Origin of the sequence: Paenibacillus sp. FSL R7-0204, assembly GCF_038002225.1 — a bacterium.
In the GTDB taxonomy this organism is placed as follows: Bacteria; Bacillota; Bacilli; order Paenibacillales; family Paenibacillaceae; genus Paenibacillus_AQ.
In genome coordinates, this window is record NZ_JBBOCA010000001.1 from 6,081,324 (window position 1) to 6,103,011 (window position 21,688).

General features: G+C 48.2%; 15 protein-coding genes. 12 read left to right on the plus strand and 3 right to left on the minus strand.

Translation table 11 applies throughout. The annotated features are described in order from the left end of the window. Nucleotides 1–61 precede the first annotated feature (61 nt). The gene (locus MKX42_RS26435) at nt 62–1,342 is read left to right on the plus strand and encodes a glycoside hydrolase family 27 protein (RefSeq protein ID WP_340755850.1); all 1,281 of its coding nucleotides are present in this window, start codon (nt 62–64) and stop codon (nt 1,340–1,342) included. A 544-nt stretch (nt 1,343–1,886) separates the two neighbouring features. Here the strand turns inward: MKX42_RS26435 and MKX42_RS26440 are convergent. Continuing rightward, the gene (locus MKX42_RS26440) at nt 1,887–4,970 is read right to left on the minus strand and encodes a glycoside hydrolase family 2 TIM barrel-domain containing protein (protein ID WP_340755852.1); all 3,084 of its coding nucleotides are present in this window, start codon (nt 4,968–4,970) and stop codon (nt 1,887–1,889) included. A 139-nt stretch (nt 4,971–5,109) separates the two neighbouring features. Between MKX42_RS26440 and MKX42_RS26445 the strand changes: the two genes are divergently transcribed. From MKX42_RS26445 to MKX42_RS26465, 5 genes are all read left to right on the plus strand, one after another. Further along, on the plus strand, nt 5,110–5,958 hold the full coding sequence (locus tag MKX42_RS26445) for a helix-turn-helix domain-containing protein (protein ID WP_340755854.1): 849 nt from the start codon (nt 5,110–5,112) through the stop codon (nt 5,956–5,958). 108 nt (nt 5,959–6,066) lie between these two features. Further along, a complete protein-coding gene (locus MKX42_RS26450; RefSeq protein WP_340755857.1) occupies nt 6,067–6,762 on the plus strand; it encodes a response regulator transcription factor in 696 nt (231 codons plus the stop codon). A 1-nt stretch (nt 6,763) separates the two neighbouring features. Next, on the plus strand, nt 6,764–7,807 hold the full coding sequence (locus MKX42_RS26455) for a HAMP domain-containing sensor histidine kinase (protein WP_340755859.1): 1,044 nt from the start codon (nt 6,764–6,766) through the stop codon (nt 7,805–7,807). Nucleotides 7,808–7,928: 121 nt separating this feature from the next. Next, entirely contained in the window at nt 7,929–8,879 is a 951-nt protein-coding gene (locus tag MKX42_RS26460; RefSeq protein WP_340755861.1) for an ABC transporter ATP-binding protein, read from the plus strand. Then, nucleotides 8,879–9,595, plus strand: coding sequence for an ABC transporter permease (locus MKX42_RS26465; RefSeq protein ID WP_340755863.1), 717 nt, complete (start codon nt 8,879–8,881; stop codon nt 9,593–9,595). The genes MKX42_RS26460 and MKX42_RS26465 overlap by 1 nt, the downstream gene beginning before the upstream one ends. An 11-nt stretch (nt 9,596–9,606) precedes the next feature. Here the strand turns inward: MKX42_RS26465 and MKX42_RS26470 are convergent, their stop codons facing one another. Further along, nucleotides 9,607–11,931 (minus strand): helix-turn-helix domain-containing protein, encoded by a 2,325-nt coding sequence (locus MKX42_RS26470; RefSeq protein ID WP_340755865.1) that lies wholly within the window; start codon nt 11,929–11,931, stop codon nt 9,607–9,609. Nucleotides 11,932–12,157: 226 nt separating this feature from the next. On the opposite strand from MKX42_RS26470, the gene MKX42_RS26475 reads away from it, so the two are divergent. Genes MKX42_RS26475 through MKX42_RS26495 form a run of 5 tightly spaced genes read left to right on the plus strand, consistent with a single transcriptional unit; the run spans nt 12,158 to nt 17,640 of the window. Continuing rightward, entirely contained in the window at nt 12,158–13,093 is a 936-nt protein-coding gene (locus MKX42_RS26475; RefSeq protein ID WP_340755867.1) for an ABC transporter permease, read from the plus strand. 24 nt (nt 13,094–13,117) lie between these two features. Continuing rightward, nucleotides 13,118–13,990: a carbohydrate ABC transporter permease gene (locus MKX42_RS26480; protein ID WP_340755869.1), complete on the plus strand. Its 873-nt coding sequence runs from the start codon at nt 13,118–13,120 to the stop codon at nt 13,988–13,990. A gap of 58 nt (nt 13,991–14,048) precedes the next feature. Then, on the plus strand, nt 14,049–15,611 hold the full coding sequence (locus MKX42_RS26485; RefSeq protein ID WP_340755871.1) for an extracellular solute-binding protein: 1,563 nt from the start codon (nt 14,049–14,051) through the stop codon (nt 15,609–15,611). A 32-nt stretch (nt 15,612–15,643) separates the two neighbouring features. After that, a complete protein-coding gene (locus MKX42_RS26490; protein ID WP_340755872.1) occupies nt 15,644–16,594 on the plus strand; it encodes an MTP-1 family protein in 951 nt (316 codons plus the stop codon). A gap of 35 nt (nt 16,595–16,629) precedes the next feature. Continuing rightward, nucleotides 16,630–17,640: a glycoside hydrolase family 130 protein gene (locus MKX42_RS26495; protein WP_340755874.1), complete on the plus strand. Its 1,011-nt coding sequence runs from the start codon at nt 16,630–16,632 to the stop codon at nt 17,638–17,640. Nucleotides 17,641–17,715: 75 nt separating this feature from the next. Here MKX42_RS26495 and MKX42_RS26500 read toward each other — a convergent pair whose 3' ends face one another. Further along, nucleotides 17,716–18,114 (minus strand): hypothetical protein, encoded by a 399-nt coding sequence (locus MKX42_RS26500; RefSeq protein ID WP_340755875.1) that lies wholly within the window; start codon nt 18,112–18,114, stop codon nt 17,716–17,718. 413 nt (nt 18,115–18,527) lie between these two features. Between MKX42_RS26500 and MKX42_RS26505 the strand changes: the two genes are divergently transcribed. After that, nucleotides 18,528–21,635, plus strand: coding sequence for an amidase family protein (locus MKX42_RS26505; RefSeq protein WP_340755876.1), 3,108 nt, complete (start codon nt 18,528–18,530; stop codon nt 21,633–21,635). Nucleotides 21,636–21,688 lie beyond the last annotated feature (53 nt).

Genomic DNA, 21,688 nt, shown 5'->3' on the forward strand with positions numbered 1-21,688 from the left:
TTCTCCTTGATTATGATGGACTTATGAAGAGCAATAATCCATCTGACAAGGAGATTATACAATGAACCATAAGCTTGCAGCACCTGTCCCCCCGCTGGGCTGGAACAGCTGGGATTGCTACGGCGCAGCCGTAACAGAAGCGGAAATCCGCGGCAATGCGGAATATATGGCCGAGCATCTCAAAGACTTCGGCTGGAGTTATATTACCGTTGATATTCAGTGGTATGAGCCTGGTGCCGTGTCCTCTCTGTACCGCCCCTTCGTCCCTCTGATCATGGATGAATACTCCCGGTTGATGCCTGCCGAGAACCGCTTCCCTTCGGCAGCGGGGGGCCAAGGCTTTAGGCCGCTGGCTGACTATGTTCACAGCCTGGGACTGAAATTCGGTATTCATATTATGCGCGGCATTCCACGTCAGGCCGCCCATGCAGGCACCGCTGTTCTGGGGACGGAGGCAACTGCCCGCGAGATCGCGCACACGAACTCCATCTGTCCGTGGAATACAGATATGTACGGTGTCGATGCATCTAAGGAAGGCGCTCAGGCCTACTACAATTCACTCTTTGAACTGTATGCTCAGTGGGGTGTCGATCTGGTCAAGGTGGATGACATCGCCGCTTCCAGACTATACGATACCCATCAGCCGGAGATTGCCCTGATCTCGCAGGCGATCGAGAACTGCGGCCGTCCAATGGTGCTAAGCCTCTCGCCCGGCCCTGCTCCGGTAGAATACGCACAACATTTCACCGAACATGCCAATATGTGGCGCATCACGGATGATTTCTGGGACCGCTGGGAGCTGCTGCTGGACATGTTCAGCCGCTGCCGCAGCTGGCAGGGCATCCCGCAGGCCGGCTCCTGGCCGGATTGCGATATGCTGCCGCTCGGCCACATCGGCGTCCGCTCCGTCGACGGCGGCGGGGATGACCGCTGGACCCGCTTCACCCGGGACGAGCAGCTGACGATGATGTCGCTGTGGAGTATATTCCGTTCCCCGCTGATCTTCGGCGGCGAGCTGCGGGACAATGACGACTGGACGCTGTCGCTGCTCACCAACCGCGAGGTACTGCGCATGCAGCGCGAGAGCCATGGCGCCAGGGAGGCCCTGTACCGAGATGAGCTAATCGTCTGGACCGCTGCTCATGACGACGGCACCCGGTATGCAGCCGTCTTCAACACCAGCAACAGTCCGCTGCCGGTTGACATCAGCCTCGAAGAGATCGGCCTCGGCGGCGCAGCCGCTGGTACGGAGCTGTGGAGCCAGACGCCTGCTGAGCTTAGCGGCGGCGTGCTGCAAACCACCGTGCCTCCGCACGGGGTACGGTTGTATAGCTTTTTATAGTAGAAGCCAGTAGCAAGCCGGGAGTCCAGCATGTCAGGACTCCCGGCTTTTTTTAGTTCCCCGTATGGTTCATCAGCCTCCGCTGCGGTTATCGTTACAGAAATCGGTCGAGAAAGCCCACTCTGCAATCCACATCATGCGTCAACCTGTGGCAGATGGTAACAGCCTGCCAGCCCAGATAGCTATACGCTCTGATCTAGGATGGGCGAAACCTTAACTTAGCAGTAGGGCAAAGCGGAAACGGATGCGCCCGCTAACTAGCTAAGAATCCCACCCTTTTAAGGGTGGAACATTGCGCAATGATATCCGACTAAAGCGTTTGCCCGGACGGTATCCCGTTTAATGAATGGGAAGATTTCAAACCAGAGGAGGCGGATCGCAGACAGGCGTCTCCCTCTATGCACCTACGACAGGCGTACTGCTGCTCCCTTGGGGACAGGATTATGCAGGTCCCATTGCCAAAACCGTAACGGATCTGGCTATTATGCACCGGACCTCCTTCACCATCCATCCCTTACTCAGCCGGTCAAAAGTTTGTTTTGTCTTAAGAAATGATTTCTATAGTTACCCTATAAACATAAATACCTTTCTTAATTTGATAGGGATCGTGAATATTTTTGGTCCAGCCGGTATCTCCGCCAAGACCTGCATGTTTGTAATCAATATTAAGATAAACAGAATCTGAATGTCCCAGTTCGTCTTCATAGGCGGCGTTGTCATATTGCTCAATACTGTGCCCATGAATATCAAAATGGAAATGTCCCGCTGCCGATACTTTTACTGCTTGTTCTTCGGATGACAAATATAAATACCGCACATCCTCCTTACCACCGCATTCTACCGGTAAGATATAGGGAACGTGCTGCTGTTCTACAGTGCTCTCATAGACTCCAACGAATGCGGCAGATTTACGATCCGCGTAGTTTTCCCATGGCCCGCGGCCATACCATTTCATCTTCTTCCAGGCATCAGAAAACTTAAAGCTTAGTCCAATTCTTGGGAGAGTGTCGACCTTGGCATTGTTCACAACGGTATTTGTGATTTCTATCCCTTTGCCGCCGACGGTATAATTGGTTTTGGTTTCAATGCATCCATGATATATACCATGAACTTGAATGATAACAGCAGCCGGTGCTGCAAATACCCGAATATTCTTGATTTCTTTCTCATTGGAATGGAGCCCGAGAGCTTGCCATTCATCTGCATAATTGGACGATTCAAGATGAATACCTCCATCAATGCCTGTTGGAGGGCGATAGAAGTTATTTGTTCCTCCCGTGAAATAATTCTTGTGATTGTATTTTACAGAGATGAACTCTGCCGTTTCTTTCGAGAAAAGAACTGTTGTATTTTCATTATAGATACGAATTTCATTTGTCGTTTCATCATACTTCAAGCTATCCTTTTCAATATCTCCGGTATGCACTTTATTAACAGAATCCTTAATCTCTATCTGGCAGGCATAAATACAGGTTCCCTTCTCAGAATAAAAGGTGTCCTCGTCCAAATAAGCATAGAAGTTAAGAAAAGCTTCCCCGGAGACTTTAGACGAATCGTATGGCGCTTGAAGCTTATCAACGGAACCGGGTGCTGTGTGATATTTAGGCAAACTACCGCTCTCAATCACATTGCCATCGCAAACCAGCTCCCAAACTATATTCAAATGGCTTAAATCCCGATGCGTGTAATGATTATAAATTCGATAGCCATCATTCCCAGGCATGTAATCCATTTGGATAGGAGATTGTACATTTTTGATTTCATTCGCAGCCGGCTTTAGCGTGAGATCTGGGAAAACAATACCATTCAGGCACATATCAGGTGCAGGATCTGTAACTTCTTCCTGGAATGCCCCGCCATAGACATACTTTTTATTTCCGTCTTTATCATGCTTAACCAGCGCTTTATCCTGAAAATCCCAAATAAATCCTCCTTGAAACCGCGGGAATTTATGAATGAGATCCCAAAATTCCTTAAAGTTTCCGTTACTGTTACTTTTCGCGTACGCATATTCACACATAATAAAAGGACGCAAATCCTCGCTTTCAGCCATGACATCCAGGATCCAATCTTTCTGAGGATACATAGGCGCCATAATATCGGAGATGTTTGCCGGAGGATTCAGAGACTCATACTGAACGTACCTTGTTTTGTCATACTCCTTAATCCAGCCATACATCGCAGCATGATTCGCTCCATAGCCGGATTCATTACCCAGAGACCAGAGAATAATGGATGGATGATTTTTATCTCTCAGAACCATCCGTGTAGCCCGTTCCATATACGCATTTGTCCATTCGGGGGATGCGCTTAACTGGCCGCCAAGACCGTGTGTTTCAATATTGGCCTCATCCACCAGGTAAATGCCCAGTTCATCACACAAGTCATACCATTCGATTGCGTGCGGATAGTGACTAGTTCTTACCGCATTGATATTCAGCGATTTCATGACCTTGATTTGCTCGCGCATATATTCTGTTGTTACGGCTCGTCCTGTTTCAGGACAAAAGGCGTGAAGATTGGTTCCTCGTATAATGAGACGCTTCCCATTAATTCTCAGGACCCCTTTTCGATCGATATTCACTTCACGGAAGCCGACATTCGCGCTCTCAATATCAACTACATTTCCAGACAAATCAATCATTTCTAACACCAATTTATAGAGATAAGGGCTCTCGTCGCTCCACAATTGAGGATTTGAAATGGTTTTCGTAACCTTTGCTACATATTTTTCCCGCAGGTAGAAATCACAATCCGCAAACTTTGGCGTTTCAAACTCAGTAACCAATTGCTGTTCGCTATCATACAGGGACAACCGCACATGGGCCTCACCATAACCATTCACTTGATTATTAGGTGCAACCGTCACTTTTAATTCGGCATTGTTGTAATTCCCTGAAAAGAGGGTTTCGATCTTATAATCATGAATGCGCATACGTGGTTTTGCATAAATGAGAACATCCCGGTAGATCCCCGAGAGATGCCAGTAATCCTGATCCTCCAGATAAGTACCGGCTCCAAACCGCATCACCTGAACCGCTATACGGTTTTGTCCCTTTTGAATGTAATCCGTGATATCAAAAGAGGCGTTAAGCTTACTGTCCTGAGAATAACCAACCATTTTGCCGTTTAACCAAAGATAAAAACACGATTCTACTCCTCCAAAATCGATAAATATATCCCTTTCGTTAAAATGTTCATCAACTTCAAACGTTAGAACGTAACAACCGGTAAGGTTACTATCTGGCACATGAGGCGGATTCAAAATGTATTCATTATTCCTGAGTTGGATTTCGTGACTTGAACCCTCCCCTTTTTGAACAAAGGGATACAACATATTGGTGTATACAGGTTTTCCATACCCCGAAAGCTCCCAATTGGAAGGAACAGGAATATGATCCCAATGGGAAACATCATATTCAGGACTATAGAATTCATCCGTTACTTCATCGGGAGATCCGAACATTTTAAACTTCCACACTCCATTCAGGCATTTTACGTATTTAGACTTTCTCCGGTCTCCGCTTAAAGCCTGTTCTAAGGTTTCGTATACTCCGTAGGGCTCATGCATGGGATAACGGTTTTTTTGAGTAACATATTGATTCTCCCAATCTCTGCTTAGCTTCATTGGCTTAAATAACACTCCCATCCATTGTTCTAATTGGTTGATCTTTCAATGTAGATACCCCTATAATACAAGGAAAATCCCTTATATTAAATGTTGAGTATGGTATTTCATTTATCCATTTTGGTAGGAGTGTGAATACATGAATTTTGAAGACATTAATGAAAATGATGTAATCTACCGTTGTATCGGCAAAGATTTTAATCAGGGTATTTTATCTTGCGGCTTTATGCGGAAAAGATCAGCAGAGCGTTCTCAATATGATTTTAAGATAGGCTATTACAGCTGTTTTGTAGTATTGCAAGGCAGTGGAACGTTTATTTCCATGGACGGTACCGTTACTCCTATGCAAGCAGGTGATCTTGTTCAACGTCTACCTGAACGTATGCACTCTACTACTATTGAACCAGATGGTCATTGGATCGAGTTTTATATCAGTGTCGGGTATCCTGTCTATTCCTACTTAAAGACACTTGGAATTATTCATTCCGATAAGGAAGTCCAATCGGCACTTCATACGAATGATTTTTTCTTTGATTTTGTTTCCTTGCTGAAAGCCTTGAAAAGTGCAACAGATGAAAGTCTTCCCTCCCTGCTAATGAAGTCTCAGGATCTAATTATCAGATTACACAGTAGCATTCATAATGCTCATAGCAATGAAAATGATAGTAAAATAACAAAAGCCTGCGAGCTGATTAGTGTCTCCAATGATATTCACTTTGATATTCAGGAAGTGGCATCTGCCGTGAATATGGGCTATGAGAACTTTCGAAAATTTTTCAAAGAGACTACAGGGATTTCCCCTAAGCGATACCACACTGAACATTTAATGAGACAGGCAAAAATGATGCTGTTGTCCGGACTTCCCATCAAACAGGTAGCCGTCAGTCTTGGTTACGGGGATATATATTCATTCACCAAACAATTCACGAAGTCAGAAGGGGTATCTCCAGGACGTTATATTCGTAAAACAAAACCTGTTCAAAATTAATTCCCCGCCATTCCTCATTAGTGTTATCATTTCGCCAAGGTTTGCAACAACAAGATCAAGCAATTAAGATTAACCTCATAATGGTTAGCGCCCCGGGAGGTAAGTCAAATGTCAAAAACAATATTGGTTGTAGACGATGATGAAGAAATCGTGAAACTCATCACCAAGACGCTAAGGTATGAGCAATTCGCCGTCATTACAGCCAGCTCCGGGCGAGAAGCCCTATCTGCGGTGGATGATCACCCCATCGATTTCATTGTTCTGGATATCGTCATGCCTGATATGAATGGACTGGATGTCTGTAGAACGATCCGGTCCTCTTATAATGTTCCCATTCTGTTATTAAGTGCGCGGGATCAGGACATTGATAAAATTGTCGGTCTGGAAATCGGCGCGGATGATTACATGACCAAGCCGTTCAGTATTCAGGAGCTGGCCTCCCGAATCAAGGCTCATTTCCGCAAGGTGGACAGGCTGCACAAAGAGTGGGGCGAGCTTAGTCCTGCCAAAGACAAGGCGGATGCTCCACTCATTTTGAATGACAAAACGTATGAAGCCTTCCTCTACAGCCGGAAGCTCGACTTATCCGCGAAGGAATTCCAAATTCTGTCTGTCCTGATGCGTCACCCCAACCAGGTACTGAGCCGGGAGCAGATCTATGAGAACGTCTGGGGAGACGAATACGGCGAGATCAATACCGTAACCGTTCATATCAAGAATATCCGCAAGAAGCTGGGTCCTGAGCAACACTTCATCAAAACTATTTGGGGCATAGGCTACAAATACACAGAAAGAGAGCAATAAGATGAAACTGAAAATCAAGCTTCCCCTGTTATTCCTGCTGATGCTGCTGGTTCTGATGTTCTCGATTGGTTTGTATTTAAAGTTTATCTTTGCCGTATATTCCCCAATACGCACCACTTTGCTGGACTCACCATATGTAGTATTACTGCTGCCCATCTTCGTCATCGCCGGCTGCATATTTTCCATTCTGATCATCTATATTCACTTCCGCATTGAGCAGCCCATCCGGCGTCTGAATGCCCGGCTGGAGGAAGTCAATGTGGTCCATCCCTTGCCTCCGCTGGCTTTGAAGCGTAAGGATGAGATTGGAGAGCTCTATAAGCATTTCAATAAAATGGAGCATCGGCTTCAGCTCGCCCACAGAGAACAGACCGATATGATTGCAGCCATCGCCCACGATTTGAAGACACCCCTGACCTCGATTAACGGCTTCACTGAACTGCTGGCTACACACCAGGACTTACCCGAAGCTGAAAAGCAGGAATATTATGAGCTGATTCAGCGGAAGTCAGCCTATATGGTTGAGCTTCTCAATGATTTCTCCAGCTTCACCAAAGAAAAATCGGAGCTCGAATCTATGTCTGCTAAGCCTGTAAAGGCGACAGAATTGTTTGAAGAGATTGCTTTTGAATATGAATATGAGCTGGCGGGACTTGATATTGAACTGACTTGCCGCCATTCCTTCACGGACAGTATATGGCTGACGGTCAATGAACCGATGCTACGCCGGGTGTTCGGCAACCTCTTCAGTAATGCTGTAAGATACGGCGGGAAGCCTGAGCTGAAGGTGTACATGACCGGATATCTGCGGGAGCATCATGCCTATTTTCAGATTGAGGATAATGGCATTGGTGTGCCGGAAAAGGATATGTCTTCGCTGTTCCTCAAATTCTTCACGGTGGACCCGTCGCGGCAGATCCGTAAGGGCGGACTTGGGCTGGGACTGGCAAGCTGTAAATCTATTATTGAGCACCATGGAGGCGAGATTGTGGCCTTCTCCTCCGAATATGGCGGTCTCGGAATCAGATTCAGCCTGCCTTTATAGTTTTTTATATTCTCTTCAGATTTATTTATTTTTCCTTTAAAGAAGCTTCATGTTTGGATGTGACAATAAGTTGTAGCAGGATGCAACAATCACTGGAACCAAGCAGGAGGTCGGAGGAAAAATGAGTATTTTATCCAAGAAAAGAATCGGCAGCACGCCCGCCATACACATTGACGGAGTGCACAAAAGGTTTGGCGACTATACCGTATTAAACAATCTTTCGCTGGAGGTCACCCGGGGCGAGATCTTCGGATTCCTGGGACTGAACGGCGCCGGGAAGACAACGACGATTAAGATGCTCCTGGCGATGCTCAAGCCTACTTCCGGCAAGCTCTACATGTTAGGTGAGAAGGTCGATGCCGGAAACTCTAAATTATGGAGTAACGTCGGATATTTGGAGGAGGCTACCTTTTATCCGGATCTGACTGTAACGGAGAATCTTGACATCGCACGGCGGATGCAAGGAGTCCCGGACAAGGATGCCGTATCTCAGGTGATCTACAAGCTGGGGCTTACGCCGCACAAAAAGAAAAAAGCAAAACATCTCTCCCTCGGGAACAAGCAGCGCCTGGGACTGGCCAAAGCAATGATTCACAACCCGGAGATTCTAATCCTGGACGAACCGATCAACGGCCTTGATCCCGCAGGCGTAGCGGAAATACGGAATATGTTATATAATCTGGCGCACAATTTCGGTATCACGGTATTTATATCCAGCCATCTGTTAGAGGAACTCTCGAAGGTGTCCACACGGATTGGCATTATTCACGGCGGCCAGTTGGTGAAAGAAGTCGCAATGGACAAGCTAGAGCAGTCCTTAGAAAAAAGCCTGGTCGTGAACGGCCGGAACAAGCCCGCCTTAAAGAAGGTGCTGGAAGAGCATGGCTATGACTTCGTGGATACGGCGGACGGCTCTATTAAACTAACCAATGAACATGCGGAAGATCATCCTGAACGGCTGGCCGAACTGCTCGTTACCTGCAATCAGCCGCCAACGTCGCTCCGGGTAGTTACAGAGGACCTGGAAGGCTATTTTCTCCGCACCATCGGGGTTAACAGGGGGATTAAATAATGAATATTCTATCGGTGTTACATTGTGAGCTTCGCAAGATTATCCGCTCGAATGTGTTCTGGATCATGTTTCTGGTTTTAGGCTTCGGGCCCATCATGATGGGCGTTGGAAATGTATTATCCAGTGACGCCGGCGGTGTAACCTGGGAAGCGTATTTAAACGGATTGCTGGAGACGCTTGCCCCGCTGGGACTGATCGGCTACACCTTTGTGGCGGCATGGGTATTCGGACGGGAGTTTTCGGATCGGACCATCAAAGATTTACTGGCCAAGCCCATTTCCCGAGCGAAAATTGTATTGTCCAAGTTCCTGGTCATTTTAGCATGGTGTTTGTTACTTTCCATCTATATGTTCGCAGTAGGTCTTGCCGTAGGAGCTATCTTGGGTGTTGCAGGCGGGACCGCCACTTTCATTTGGAGCTTGTTCCTTAAATTTCTGATTACCTCCCTGCTGTACATTTTGGTGACCGCACCAAGCATTCTTTTGGCTAATGTAACCAAAGGCTATCTTGCCCCCTTGGGGCTCATCCTGATCATCGTCATTCTATCCAATGTGCTGGCCTCCTTCGGATTTGCACCCTATTTCCCATGGACGATCCCATCGGTATTTCAAAGCACCGGTTCGCTGCAGCTGAGCAGTATCATCATTGTTGCCTATACCGGGATTGTCGGAATCGCCGGAACCTTCGCCTGGTGGAGATATGCGGAGCAGCCTTAAGCGGGAAATGCTCACTCCTCATCACCTGCGGCGCTCTTCATCGCCTCCTGTTCCCGGAAGGCCGAAGGGGTCAGCCCGTACTTTTTCTTGAACAAGGTGGAGAAGTAAGTGATATTGTAGATCCCTACCGCTTCGCTGATCTTAGCCGCCGTGTCATACGTTGAGGCAAGCAGCTCCTTCGCTTTGTCCAGCCGGGTGTTGTTCAGGTATTCACTGAAGGATTGCCCGGTCGCTCCCTTGAACAGCTTGCCCAGATAGCTGGGTGACAGTCCGGCGATTTTGGACACCAGATCGAGAGAGATGTTAGGCTCGGCATAATGCTCATGGACATAATTCTGCACTTTTTCAATGAGACTATTATGCTTCTTAGCATTCATCCAGTGATTCTTGTCTTCAATTAACTTGCAGATGGTGGAGCAATAGCGGCCAAACAGGTTACGGATCTCCGCCAAATCCTCAGCACCTTCAATCTCGGTTACCGCCTGCAGGTAATCATTGAAATTAGAATCCGGCACATGCTGTAAATAATCAAAAGCTTTTAGTAAAGACAACATGAGCTGAGTGCTGAAGGTAATGATCTGATGAACAGAACCGCCGGATAGGGTATCGATAAATTCTTCTATCGCGCTAACAATAGGCTCCGGCTTGCCCTGCTGGACGGCATCAATCAGCTTCTTCTCGCAGGCTGCGGGATAGCTTAAGACCTTCAACACATGGTGCCGTGTCGCTGCCGCGTCCAGAATCGCTTCCTTCCCATAGATTAAGCGGTATTTCACATACTGCTGGGCTGATGTATACGAGGACGGAATATTCCCCTTGCCAAAGGAGATATCTCCTACACCTATCGATACAGTGACCTTGAAGTAACGGCTCAGGAAGCTCTGAACATTACGCAAGGCAGGCACCAGTTCCTCCGGCAGCTGATTTTTCGTGTATTGAAGGATGGTGGAAGCTTCGTTTCCTCCCATAATGAGCACATCACACGGGCCGATATGCTCCAGCAGCTCTTTGGCGATATTCCCAAGTGCGAAGCGCAGCAAAGACTGCTGTTTCCCCTCTACCCTCTCCCCTGCAGGCTCAAGCTCATTAATCTTGAATACCAGCACGCCGAAGAATGGTCCCGCAACCTCCTCGCCGATCTCCTTAATCATTTCGCTTGAGACAGAGTCCTCCAGGGAATGACCACGCAGCAAAGCATGAAGATAATGCTCACGAACCGTCCGGGAAGAATGGCTGATGACGAACTGCATCGATTTCTCACGTTCATGATAGGATTGGAAGACCTCAGTCACCATCTTGTATTCATCAATCAGTGCCAAGCCGGTTGCGGGTTTGGCCGGGGCAGGCATAACTTTTTCCAGCAGCGCCGATAAGGGTTTATTCATGTTCGAGGTCAACAGGATAGAACTCAACAGAGCTGCGAGTACAATTCCGGCTGTAACCAGCAGCGTAATCCCCCGGAGCTGGTCAATGTCAGTGATGAGCTCAGAATACGGTGAAACGCTTACAAAATACCAGTCCAGTTCCTCTGATTTCACATAAGTGACCAGATTCTTTTGGTTTGCGATGGTTGTGGTGAAGCTGTTCTCCGGTTGGTTCTCGATTAATAGGGTCCGCACATACTCTTCCCCGGATAAATCATCCAGGAACAGATTGGAATCGGTATGAGATAATACTTTACCTTCATTATTGATCACGAAGACATTATTGGCAGCGTCCGCTTTGCCGATCTTGCGGATCGTCGTCAGAATCGACTGCTCCTCCACATTGATATAGATCAGCGGACTGCCTGCGGTCTGGTATGCGAAATTCGGGTACAGCAAAAAGGTCAGGAACTGTAAGGGTCTGCCGTTGTTGCGGCTGGCAACCTTTAGGCTGCGCGGATTGAACTCCATATACTGCTTCGCGCTGAGCGAGGTAAGCGATACGTCGAACGGAAGTCCGGCTGTATCGACTGTCGTTCCTGTAGAAGGCCGGTGGATTCCGATACTGTGGATATAAGGGTTCAAATTGGCAATTTGTTCGATCTGCTGAAAAATATGATAATTGCTTACCTTGTTCTCCACCGTCTCATCCAGAAACGAAAGGATCTCCGGTTGAGTCAGCAGTGTATTTCCAATCGTCATGACCTGATTATAGACTACATCCGAAGCGTACGTGATCTGGGATAACATCGCCCGGGAATTGCGTTCGATTTCCTTAATGGCGCTTCTGGAGAACAGGGAGAAGAGTACACTGGACAGCAGGCTTACGGTTAGAAGCACGAGAAGGAAATATGAAATTGTGAGTTTTTGAAAGGCCTTGTATCGAACAAGCCGGTTGATGGTTGCCCGCATGTTGTATTCCTCCCCAAGCTGCACGTTATCATTTCTAAATATAGTACATTCTTGACTGAAAAGGTACCGGATCAGGCGAAAATGAAAGCCATTCCGTTTTTTTGAAAGCCTTATGAGCGAATTCGAAAGCGTTTGCCGGGTTTTAAAATAGACTCTTACTGCGGCTATAGCTAAGCTGAAATCAAGGCAACAGTCATCTATAACAAACCAATAGGGGGAACAGGAATTGAAGAAAAAACGGCGTCCAGGGCTCAGCATACTGTCAGACATCCGCAGGAATGGTACGTCCTATTTGTTGGCTTTGCCGGCCATGGCATACACGTTTATTTTCGGCTATCTGACCTATCCTTATATGGTTATTGCTTTCCAGCGCTTCAATTATACAAAGGGAATCTTCCATAGTGAATGGGTGGGCTTCAAAAACTTTGAATTTTTCTTCCGTTCTAATAAAGCGCTTACAGTCACCTTTAATACCATTTACCTCAATTTACTGTTTATTATTTTCGGCACGCTGATGGCGCTGGCCATTTCACTGGTACTGAATGAGCTGCGCAAGAAGCTGTTTGTGAAGATCAGCCAGTCGCTGATGTTATTCCCGAACTTCATCTCATGGATCGTCATCAGCTATGTGCTGTATGCACTGTTCTCCATGGATATGGGCGTGATGAACAGAATCCTGAACCAATTCGGAATGGCCTCCGTGAACTGGTATACCGAAGCCCAGTCCTGGCCGGCGATTCTAACCATCATGCATGTCTGGAAGGGCGCCGGTATGAGCGCTATCATCTACCTGGCGACCATTACCGGCATCGATGAAACGTTGTATGAAGCAGCAGAAATTGACGGGGCGAACCGCCTGCAAATGTGCTTCCGGATCACGCTTCCGCTAATGATGCCAACAGTTATAATTCTGACCATGCTCTCTGTCGGCAAAATTATGTACGGCGATTTCGGGATGATCTACGCGCTCATCGGGGACAACGGCACCCTGTATTCGACTACGGATATTATTGATACTTACGTATTCCGTTCCTTACGCCAGATCGGCGACCCTTCCGAAGCCATGGCCGTAGGACTGTTCCAGTCCGTTATCGGATTTATCCTTGTCTTTGGTACCAATGCCATTACCCGCAAGTACTTCAAAGATGGTGCATTATATTAAATCCAGAAAGGAGGAGGAGTATCAATGAAAAGAACTTCAATCAGCAGAACGGTCATGTACACGCTGACTGCGGTCTATTCAGCACTGTGTCTCCTTCCGATGCTGCTTGTACTGATGATCTCCATCACGGATGAGGATGCCATTCTTAAGAACGGCTACAGCCTGTTTCCGGAGAAATTCTCCCTGTATGCCTATAAGCTGATCTTCACTAGCGGCTCCCAGGTCATTCAGAGCTATGGCATTTCGATCTTTGTCACTCTCGCCGGTACCACGCTGGCCTTGCTGATTACTTCTATGGCGGGCTATACCCTGGCGAACAAAAATGTGAGGCACCGCAATCTGCTGGCCCTGTACTTCTTCATCACCATGATTTTCTCAGCCGGCATTGTGCCCTGGTATCTGATGAACCGCGCACTCGGATTAACAAATAATATTCTTGCTCTGATTATTCCGTCGCTCCTGTTCAGCCCGTTCAACCTCTTCCTGGTGCGCAATTTCATGAACGGCATTCCTGACTCGCTGCGGGAATCCGCCACCATAGACGGGGCCAGTGATATTGTCATTGCCTTCAAAATTTATCTTCCGTTATGTAAACCGGTACTGGCGACGATCGCCCTCTTCTATGGACTGGATTATTGGAACAACTGGTGGAATGCGATCATGCTGATTGACACGAAAGATTTATACCCGCTGCAATTTATGCTTCTGCAGATGCAATCGGAGATCAGTATGCTGAACGATATGGCCATGCTGGCCGGTACAAGCGACGTTACGCTTCCTTCGGAGTCGGTCAAGATGGCAACAGCTATCGTAACTATCGGGCCGATCATTTTCCTGTATCCTTACTTACAGAAGTACTTCGTGAAAGGGCTCGTGATCGGTTCGGTGAAAGGCTGATGTCATCCCTTAGGGGTTAACATATAGAAGACAACATAAGAGGAGGTCCGTATTATTCATGAGAAAATCCTATGCAACCCTGTTAGCTGTGGTGCTTGCCCTGTCCACCCTAGTTGGATGCGGCAAGGCCGATAATGCCAGCCCTGGCGCAAATGGAGAAAGCAATGCTTCATCCCCGAATTCAGAGAATGCCAATGCCTCTGAGGTCGTCAAGATCAAATACGTGGTTCCCGGCACCGAGCCCAAAGACTACCAGAAGGTGTTCGAGAAGGTCAATGAGAAGCTGGCTGCAGATGGTGTCGGCGTTGCCGTGGAGAAAACCTTCATCCCCTGGGATGCTTGGGACCAGAAGCTGAACCTGATGCTGTCCACCGGTGAAGAGTTCGATCTGTTTCATGTCATGCAGGACCGCACTCCTTTTTCCAATTACTATACCCGGGGTGCACTGGCAGATATCTCGGAAGAGATTGAGAAGTACGGAGCTAACCTGAAAAAGAATATTCCGGAGGATATCTTTAGCGGCGCCACCATCGGCGGGAAATATTATATCGTCCCCTCCTACTGGGTTGAAATGGCCAGCGAAGGCCAGTTCAATATCCGCCGCGACATTCTCCGCGAGAACAATTTGCAGGAGCCCACAACTCCGGCTGAGCTGATCAGCGCCTGGGAGACGGTGATGAAGAACTGGAAGGGAAAGAACAAGCCTTACTTAGGCACCCGGGCCGATTTTGACCCGATCAATCTGCATACCTCCATCCTGCACCGGACCTATGACACCTTCCCGTTCACGGTGAAGGATAAGTTCTTCTATGTCAACCAGAACGGAGAGGTCAAATCCTGGATTGAGACTGATGAATTCAAGAAGGATGCCGCCTTCATGCACGAGCTGTACACCAAGGGAATTACGAATCCTGACATCCTGGTCATGAAGCAGGAGCAGGTAGATGCCCAGCTCGACAGCGGGGAGTGGTTCGTACGCCTGGGAACCGGCGGAAGCTTGAACGGACTCCAGAAATATAACCCGGATGCTACAGTGGACGATATCGGCGTCGTATGGTTTAACCCGGAGAAAGAGTATCTGCGCCCCCTCTCCTTCAAGAACGGAAATGCCGTGCCGGCGAACAGTAAACATCCCGAGGCTGCCGTTAAATTTATGGATTGGATGCTGGCCAGCCAGGATAACTACGATCTGGTTCAATATGGCATCGAGGGTGAGCACTACACCAAAGATGGCGACAAAGGCTTAAAGCCGATCAAAGACCCGAACAACAATAATAATCCGCGGTACAGAGGCTCTGATTCGCAGAACGGGAATGTGAACTTTATGCGCTTCGACCCGGAGAGCAGTATTCCTGAGAATAACAAAGTCTTATTCGAGCCAAATCCTAATGCGGTCAACAGTATTGCAGCTAACTTTATTTTTGACCCGACGAATGTAAGAACCGAATATACCAATATTCTCTCGGAAGCTTCAGCCAGCATCACTCCAATCTATATGGGTGTACTGGACTACGACAAGGCATTCCCGGAAGCTCTGGATAAAATGAAGAAAGCAGGTCTGGACAAGGTCGTTGCGGAATACCAAAAGCAGTTCAAGGAATATCAAGCTTCTCTTCAATAAAAGAGCTGCTAGAATAAAGGAGTGGGAAAATTTTGAGCCTGTATCAGCAAAAACAAGAATTTGAAGCGACCAAAACCGTTTATGAAAGCGCAACCCTGGTTTTTAAAAACGTGGACGGATTTGATGTCTATAATATTTCGATTCCTTTTGAACGGGCTGGCAAACGCTACTTGTTCGGCCGGGTAGAACGCCGGGAGGAATGGGCCCGCTCCTGGGTCCGGCTGTTCGAGCAGACAGGCCAGGATGAATGGACCCTGGTGGAAAACAGCATGATCTACACGCTGGAGGACCCGTTTATCAGCGAAATAGGAGATGAACTTGTATTGGGCGGAACGCATGTGCAATATCAAAGCGGCAAATACAGCACGTTTTTCGGATATTTTTACCGGGGGACGGACCTCCACGATTTGTACTACTTCACTACCGGTCCTAACAAAATGAAGGATATCCGTCTGGTTGCTCTGGCGGACGGCAGAATCGGCGTCTTCTCGCGTCCGCGGGGCCATGAGGTGAAGGGCCAATATGGCAGTGAATCCATGATCGGCTTCACGGTGATTGACAAGCTGGAGGATTTGACTGCTGAAGTCATTGAGAATGCACCTTACATTGATGGTATCTTCGGAGCAGGCGAATGGGGAGGCGTCAATCAGGCTTACCTGCTGAGCAGCGGCAAAATCGGAATCATCGGCCATATCTGTTATTCGCATAAGGATGAGAATGGGCAGGAAATCAAGGTATATTTGAACATGGCCTTCGTCTTTGATCCCGTGACCCGGGAATCCCATGACCTGCATCTGATCGGAAGCCGTTCCTGCTACCCGCCCGGACCTGCCAAGTTACCCTATTTGACGGACTGCGTCTTCTCTTCGGGGATCGTGATGCGCGAAGACGGCAAGGCCGATCTGTACAGCGGGGTTGGCGACTGCCAGGCCGGGCGGATTACGATTGACTATCCGTTCGAACGCTATGGACGCATTGTCTAGAACACAGTTCGTACTCACAAGGAGGAAATTCAACGATGAGTTATAACAATACACCCGTCATTGGGGCTTTGGCTTCCAGTCCGCTCATCCGCCGTCATCCGGCTAACCCTGTGCTGGATGCGGCGCGGGTCCCTTATCCCACCGCACTTGTGTTCAACGCGGGAGTCGTTAAGTTTGGCGGCCGGTATGTAATGGTATTCCGCAATGACTACGGCTCTCTTGAGAAGCAGACCCTTGAGCCGTCTCATACAACGGATCTCGGTATCGCTTTCAGTGAAGACGGGATTCACTGGACGGCCGGCCCCAAGCCGGTATTCAAGCTGCATGACGAAGAGTTTGTGCGCGGATATGATCCGCGTCTGACGGTGATCGGCGGCCGTTGCTATATGTGCTTCGCTGTAGATACGCGGCATGGTATCCGAGGCGGGATTGCAGTCACGGATGACTTCGAATCCTTTGAAATCTTGAGCTTGTCTACGCCGGACCTGCGGAATATGGTGCTGTTCCCGGAGAAGATCAACGGCAACTTTGTGCGGCTGGAGCGGCCGTTCACCGTATACAGCCGCGGAGGCAAGGACCGGTTCGACACCTGGATTGCGGAGTCGCCGGATCTGATCTACTGGGGACGTTCCGACCTGTTACTGGCGGTGGAGCAGGTCCCGTTCGCCAATGACAAAATCGGTCCGGCAGCACCGCCGGTGAAGACGGATAAGGGCTGGCTGACCACCTTCCATGCGGTGGATGTCGATCCCGCCAGAGGGAAGAACGGCTGGGAGCCATCCTGGAAGAAGCGGTATACGGCAGGCATTATGCTGCTTGACCTGAACAATCCGAAGAAAATCCTCGGAATGAGCGCCTCGCCACTGCTCGCCCCGGAAGCCCCCTACGAAGTGGGCGGAGGCTTCCGCAATGATGTCATCTTCCCCGGCGGCATGATCCTGGAGGACGATGGCGAAGTCAAAATCTATTACGGTGCTGCTGACACTGTGGAATGTTTGGCGACCGCGCATGTCGATGATCTGATCAGGCTTTGTTTGGGAGAGTAAAGACAGGCAGCCACTCTGGCCACCTAACAGAAGCGGGTATCATCCTTGAATGAGGATGGTACCCGTTTTTTCAAACTATGCTTCAACCGCTTGCGGCAATGTTCTTTCGTACTCCTTATATAACGCATAACGCTGGACGCCTCTCGAAGCCTCTACTGCGAGCAGAGCTGATCTCATCCATTGCTTCCTAATGGACTCAAGATGTTCCCGCGCCTGTGTACTTTTCCCTTCCTCCAACAGCAGAACCACTTCATAGTACGCCCGGTAATCAGCATGGCGGATATACGGCACGGCTTCCTGAACAGCAGCCATGTCTTTGCAGTACAGTCCGTAGCCCGCCTTGAATGTTGCCTGTAATGCTACCCTTTTATGCTTGCTCATCTGCTGCTCCATAACCGTTCCCGCTTCATCCTCAAGCCTGTTCGCAAGAACATACTGAATATAAAGGGCTGGATTACTTTTTTGGCTGCGCAAAAAAGACTCCACGCGGTCCACACGCTTTTCCAAAACTGCCGGGTAATAGAATTGGATTGTAAAAACAATGAGACAAGCCGCCACAGCCCCCATAACGATCAGGATGGGTGAAATGTCATCCTATACAAGCAAAAATTTCATTTAAAATATTGTAGCACATTCCATAATCTATCAGCGAAAAAGTAGAATTATGAAAACCCAAGCACTATATCTGTCATTAATATAACGTTAAATGTTATTTAAAACACCTTTATATTATTTTTTATGCACTTTTCAATAAATGCACTGCTCTCCCTTTGTTAAAATCTCTAAAAATAGTTCAATTTCATATTATTCATTGACTGAATTAATATACAATGTTATATTTTCTAACACAAATAATAATATACATAGAGGAAAGGGAGATTGCCTACATGAGTAAGTTAAAACGTCTGCGTAGAACCAAGAGGCAAGTTATAGCTACTTCCATTGCGTTATCTGTTATTGCTTCGGGAGTCATTCCGTTTCAAACGGCTGATGCTTTAACCAGGGTTACTTCATCAAGTGGCACCGTATGGGAGATTCACGATGCTTTTGCCCCCAGCTTGGACACTGGAAGCTTGCGTACCGTTGGTACTACCCAAGTGCAAGGGTTCGGCAACATTTTTGTGAAGGTATCCTCGCCTACAGCTTCCCTGATGAATGGACAAATGATGCGCGGGTTTGACCTCAAGTACGATGGTGTTAATAGATTCACTTCGTCTCAATCTGTCAATCTGGGAAATGTAACGGTTACTCGTGATGTGTATGTGGACACTATCAATAACCGGACGAGATTCTTTGATACTTTTACCAATAAGAATGATATGGCTGTAAAGGTTGACGTATCCTTCGGAGGCTCCTTAGGATATGGCACAGCGGCCAATGCTTCAGTCGTCAAGGCAACCTACTCCAATGATCTGGAGGTCACTACGGATGATTCATGGATTGTGGTCGATAGCAGTGCCAGAAACAATAAACCTCTAGGTATTGCAGTCGGGTCTCCACATCCATTTAGTAATGGATTAACCGCTCTTGGGAATCAGCAGCAGAATCCATTCACTACACCTCTCGCCAAGTCCGGTAATGAGGCGAACTTCTATGGCTTCATTAATACCTTGAATCTTGAACCGGGCCAGTCGAAATCCCTGGTCAATTTTGTACAAGTTGGAGAAGCTGGGGAAGCTGGGCTGAACAATCTGATTGCTACGCTTAACGGATTTAATCAGCAGTTGGATGTGTCCGGCTTAACCCCTGCACAGATCCGCTCCATCAGTAACTGGGATATCTCAGGTATAGAGGGACTTAATACCGGAGATATCCTGTTCATTCCAGAGGCTCCTGCAGCGCAAAGCTTCATCACTTCCTCCCCCTACGATGTTGTGAATAAATCCATTGCACAGATGCAGCAGGATATGATTAGCGGTACAACGACTTCTGTCCAAATTACTCAAGCGTATCTGGATCGAATTAAGGCTTACGATATGGGCCAACTCGGCTTCCATGCCTTCCTCCATGTATCCGAAACTGCGCTGGCCCAAGCCAAAGCAGCTGACGATGCCCGTGCACAAGGCGCCAAGGGTGATCTGCTGGGAATTCCGATTGCGATCAAAGATATCTATGACACCAAGGATATGCCGACTACAGGCGGCAGTAAAGCACTTGAAGGCTGGCGGCCGGAATCGGATGCCTTCCAGGTGAATAAGCTGCGGGAAGCCGGCGCTGTCATTATTGGCAAAGTCAATACTTCGGAGTTCGCGAACAGCGGAAGCTTCAGTGAAAGCGGCTGGATGCAGACATGGAATGCGCTCTATCCATCCAAAACCTCTTTTGGCTCCAGCGGCGGATCAGCAGTATCGGTTGCAGCTGATTTCGCAGCGGCAGCTATGGGATCGCAGACAGGGGTATCCCTTTATGCCCCTACGACAGGTGCCAGCCTAAAAAGCTTCCGTGGTACAGACGGCATGGCGAGTACGACAGGTGTGCTGCCGCTCACTTGGGGACAGGATTATGCGGGGCCTATTGCCAAAACCGTAACAGACCTGGCTATTATGCTGAACGCTACAACGGGTACAGATCCGCAGGATATTTTCACCGTAACTGCAGATGCAGATCATAAACGTCCGGAGAACTGGAAGGAAGCCCTGGATGCCGGCGCATTGAAAGGAAAGAAAATCGGCTATATCCCCGCATCCTTTGTCTCCAGCTACGCAGATGATGATACCGGACAAGCGGTAATGAATAAGTTCTCAGAGCTTCAGGCCGCAGGCGCGACAATGGTTGAGATGTCAACAATGCCATCAGCCCCTACCCGCCCTCAGGGCATCAACGGCTCTACAGAAGGTTGGGCGCGCTACATCGAGCTTCACAAAGCTTTCCCTTATGCGGATGGAGCAAGTGTGCTCGCCTCAGATAAGGTGCTTATCTATAATCAGAGAGGGTATACCGCGCCTACGCGGATGACAGAACAGGCTGTACAGGATTACATCAAGTACAGAACTGATTATAAGGAAGTTATCAAAGGCTGGATGGACGAGAATGGCGTGGATGCTATTGTATATGCAGGTTTCATTAGTGACGTATATAACAATGATGCATCAGCCTCTCAGTTAAGCTCGGACCGGGGCACAGGCGTATTAACGTCGAATGTCGGTCTCCCTACAGTAGTGGTTCCTGTAGGAACGAACGACAGCGGATATTCGATCTCGATGCAGCTTGTGGGCAGAGCGTGGGACGATGCCAAAGTTCTAGGTATGGGTTATGCGCTTGAGCAGCACAGTCAAGCCAGACTGCTTACCGCCTTTGCTCCAGCACTTCCATACGTCTCAAACCCTACTACTCCTGATCCAACAGATAATGAACCAAGCAATCCAAGCCCTGGAGGAGGTACCGTAACTCCACCGGCAACACCAACACCAACGCCAGTACCTACTGCTACACCAGCTCCAGCAGAAACAACAACACCAACACCTAAGCCGGAAGTGGTCAGTTTCACAGATACACTGAATCATTGGGCAAAGGCAAGCATTGACCTGCTGATTTCCAAAGGATTACTAACAGGGTATTCCGATGGCAGCTTCCGCCCGGATTCAGGTCTGACCCGTGCCGAGGCCATTAAGGTCATTACAACGTACATGGGACTTGAAGGACAAGCAAGCAGCTTCACGGATGTATCTGGAGCGCATTGGGCGAACAAATATATCGGCGCAGCGGCCAGTGCAGGCCTGATGAACGGTTACAGTGATGGCACCTTCCGCCCCAATACGAAGATTAGCCGCAGTGAATTAGCAACACTAATCACCAGAGCGTTCAAGCTGACAGGTACCGGAAGCACATCGTTCAAAGATGTTAAAAAAGAGGCCTGGTATTATAACTCCATTGATGCACTCGCATCGAATAAAATTATTACTGGATACGAAGACAGTACCTTTAAGCCTGCAAAGGATATTACCCGGGCAGAGTTTGCTACTATGGTGGCGAGGTTGCTGGAGAGTGGGAAATAAAAGAAGTTAAAAGTGTAAAGGAAAGGCCATCCCCAAAGGGATGGCCTTTAACT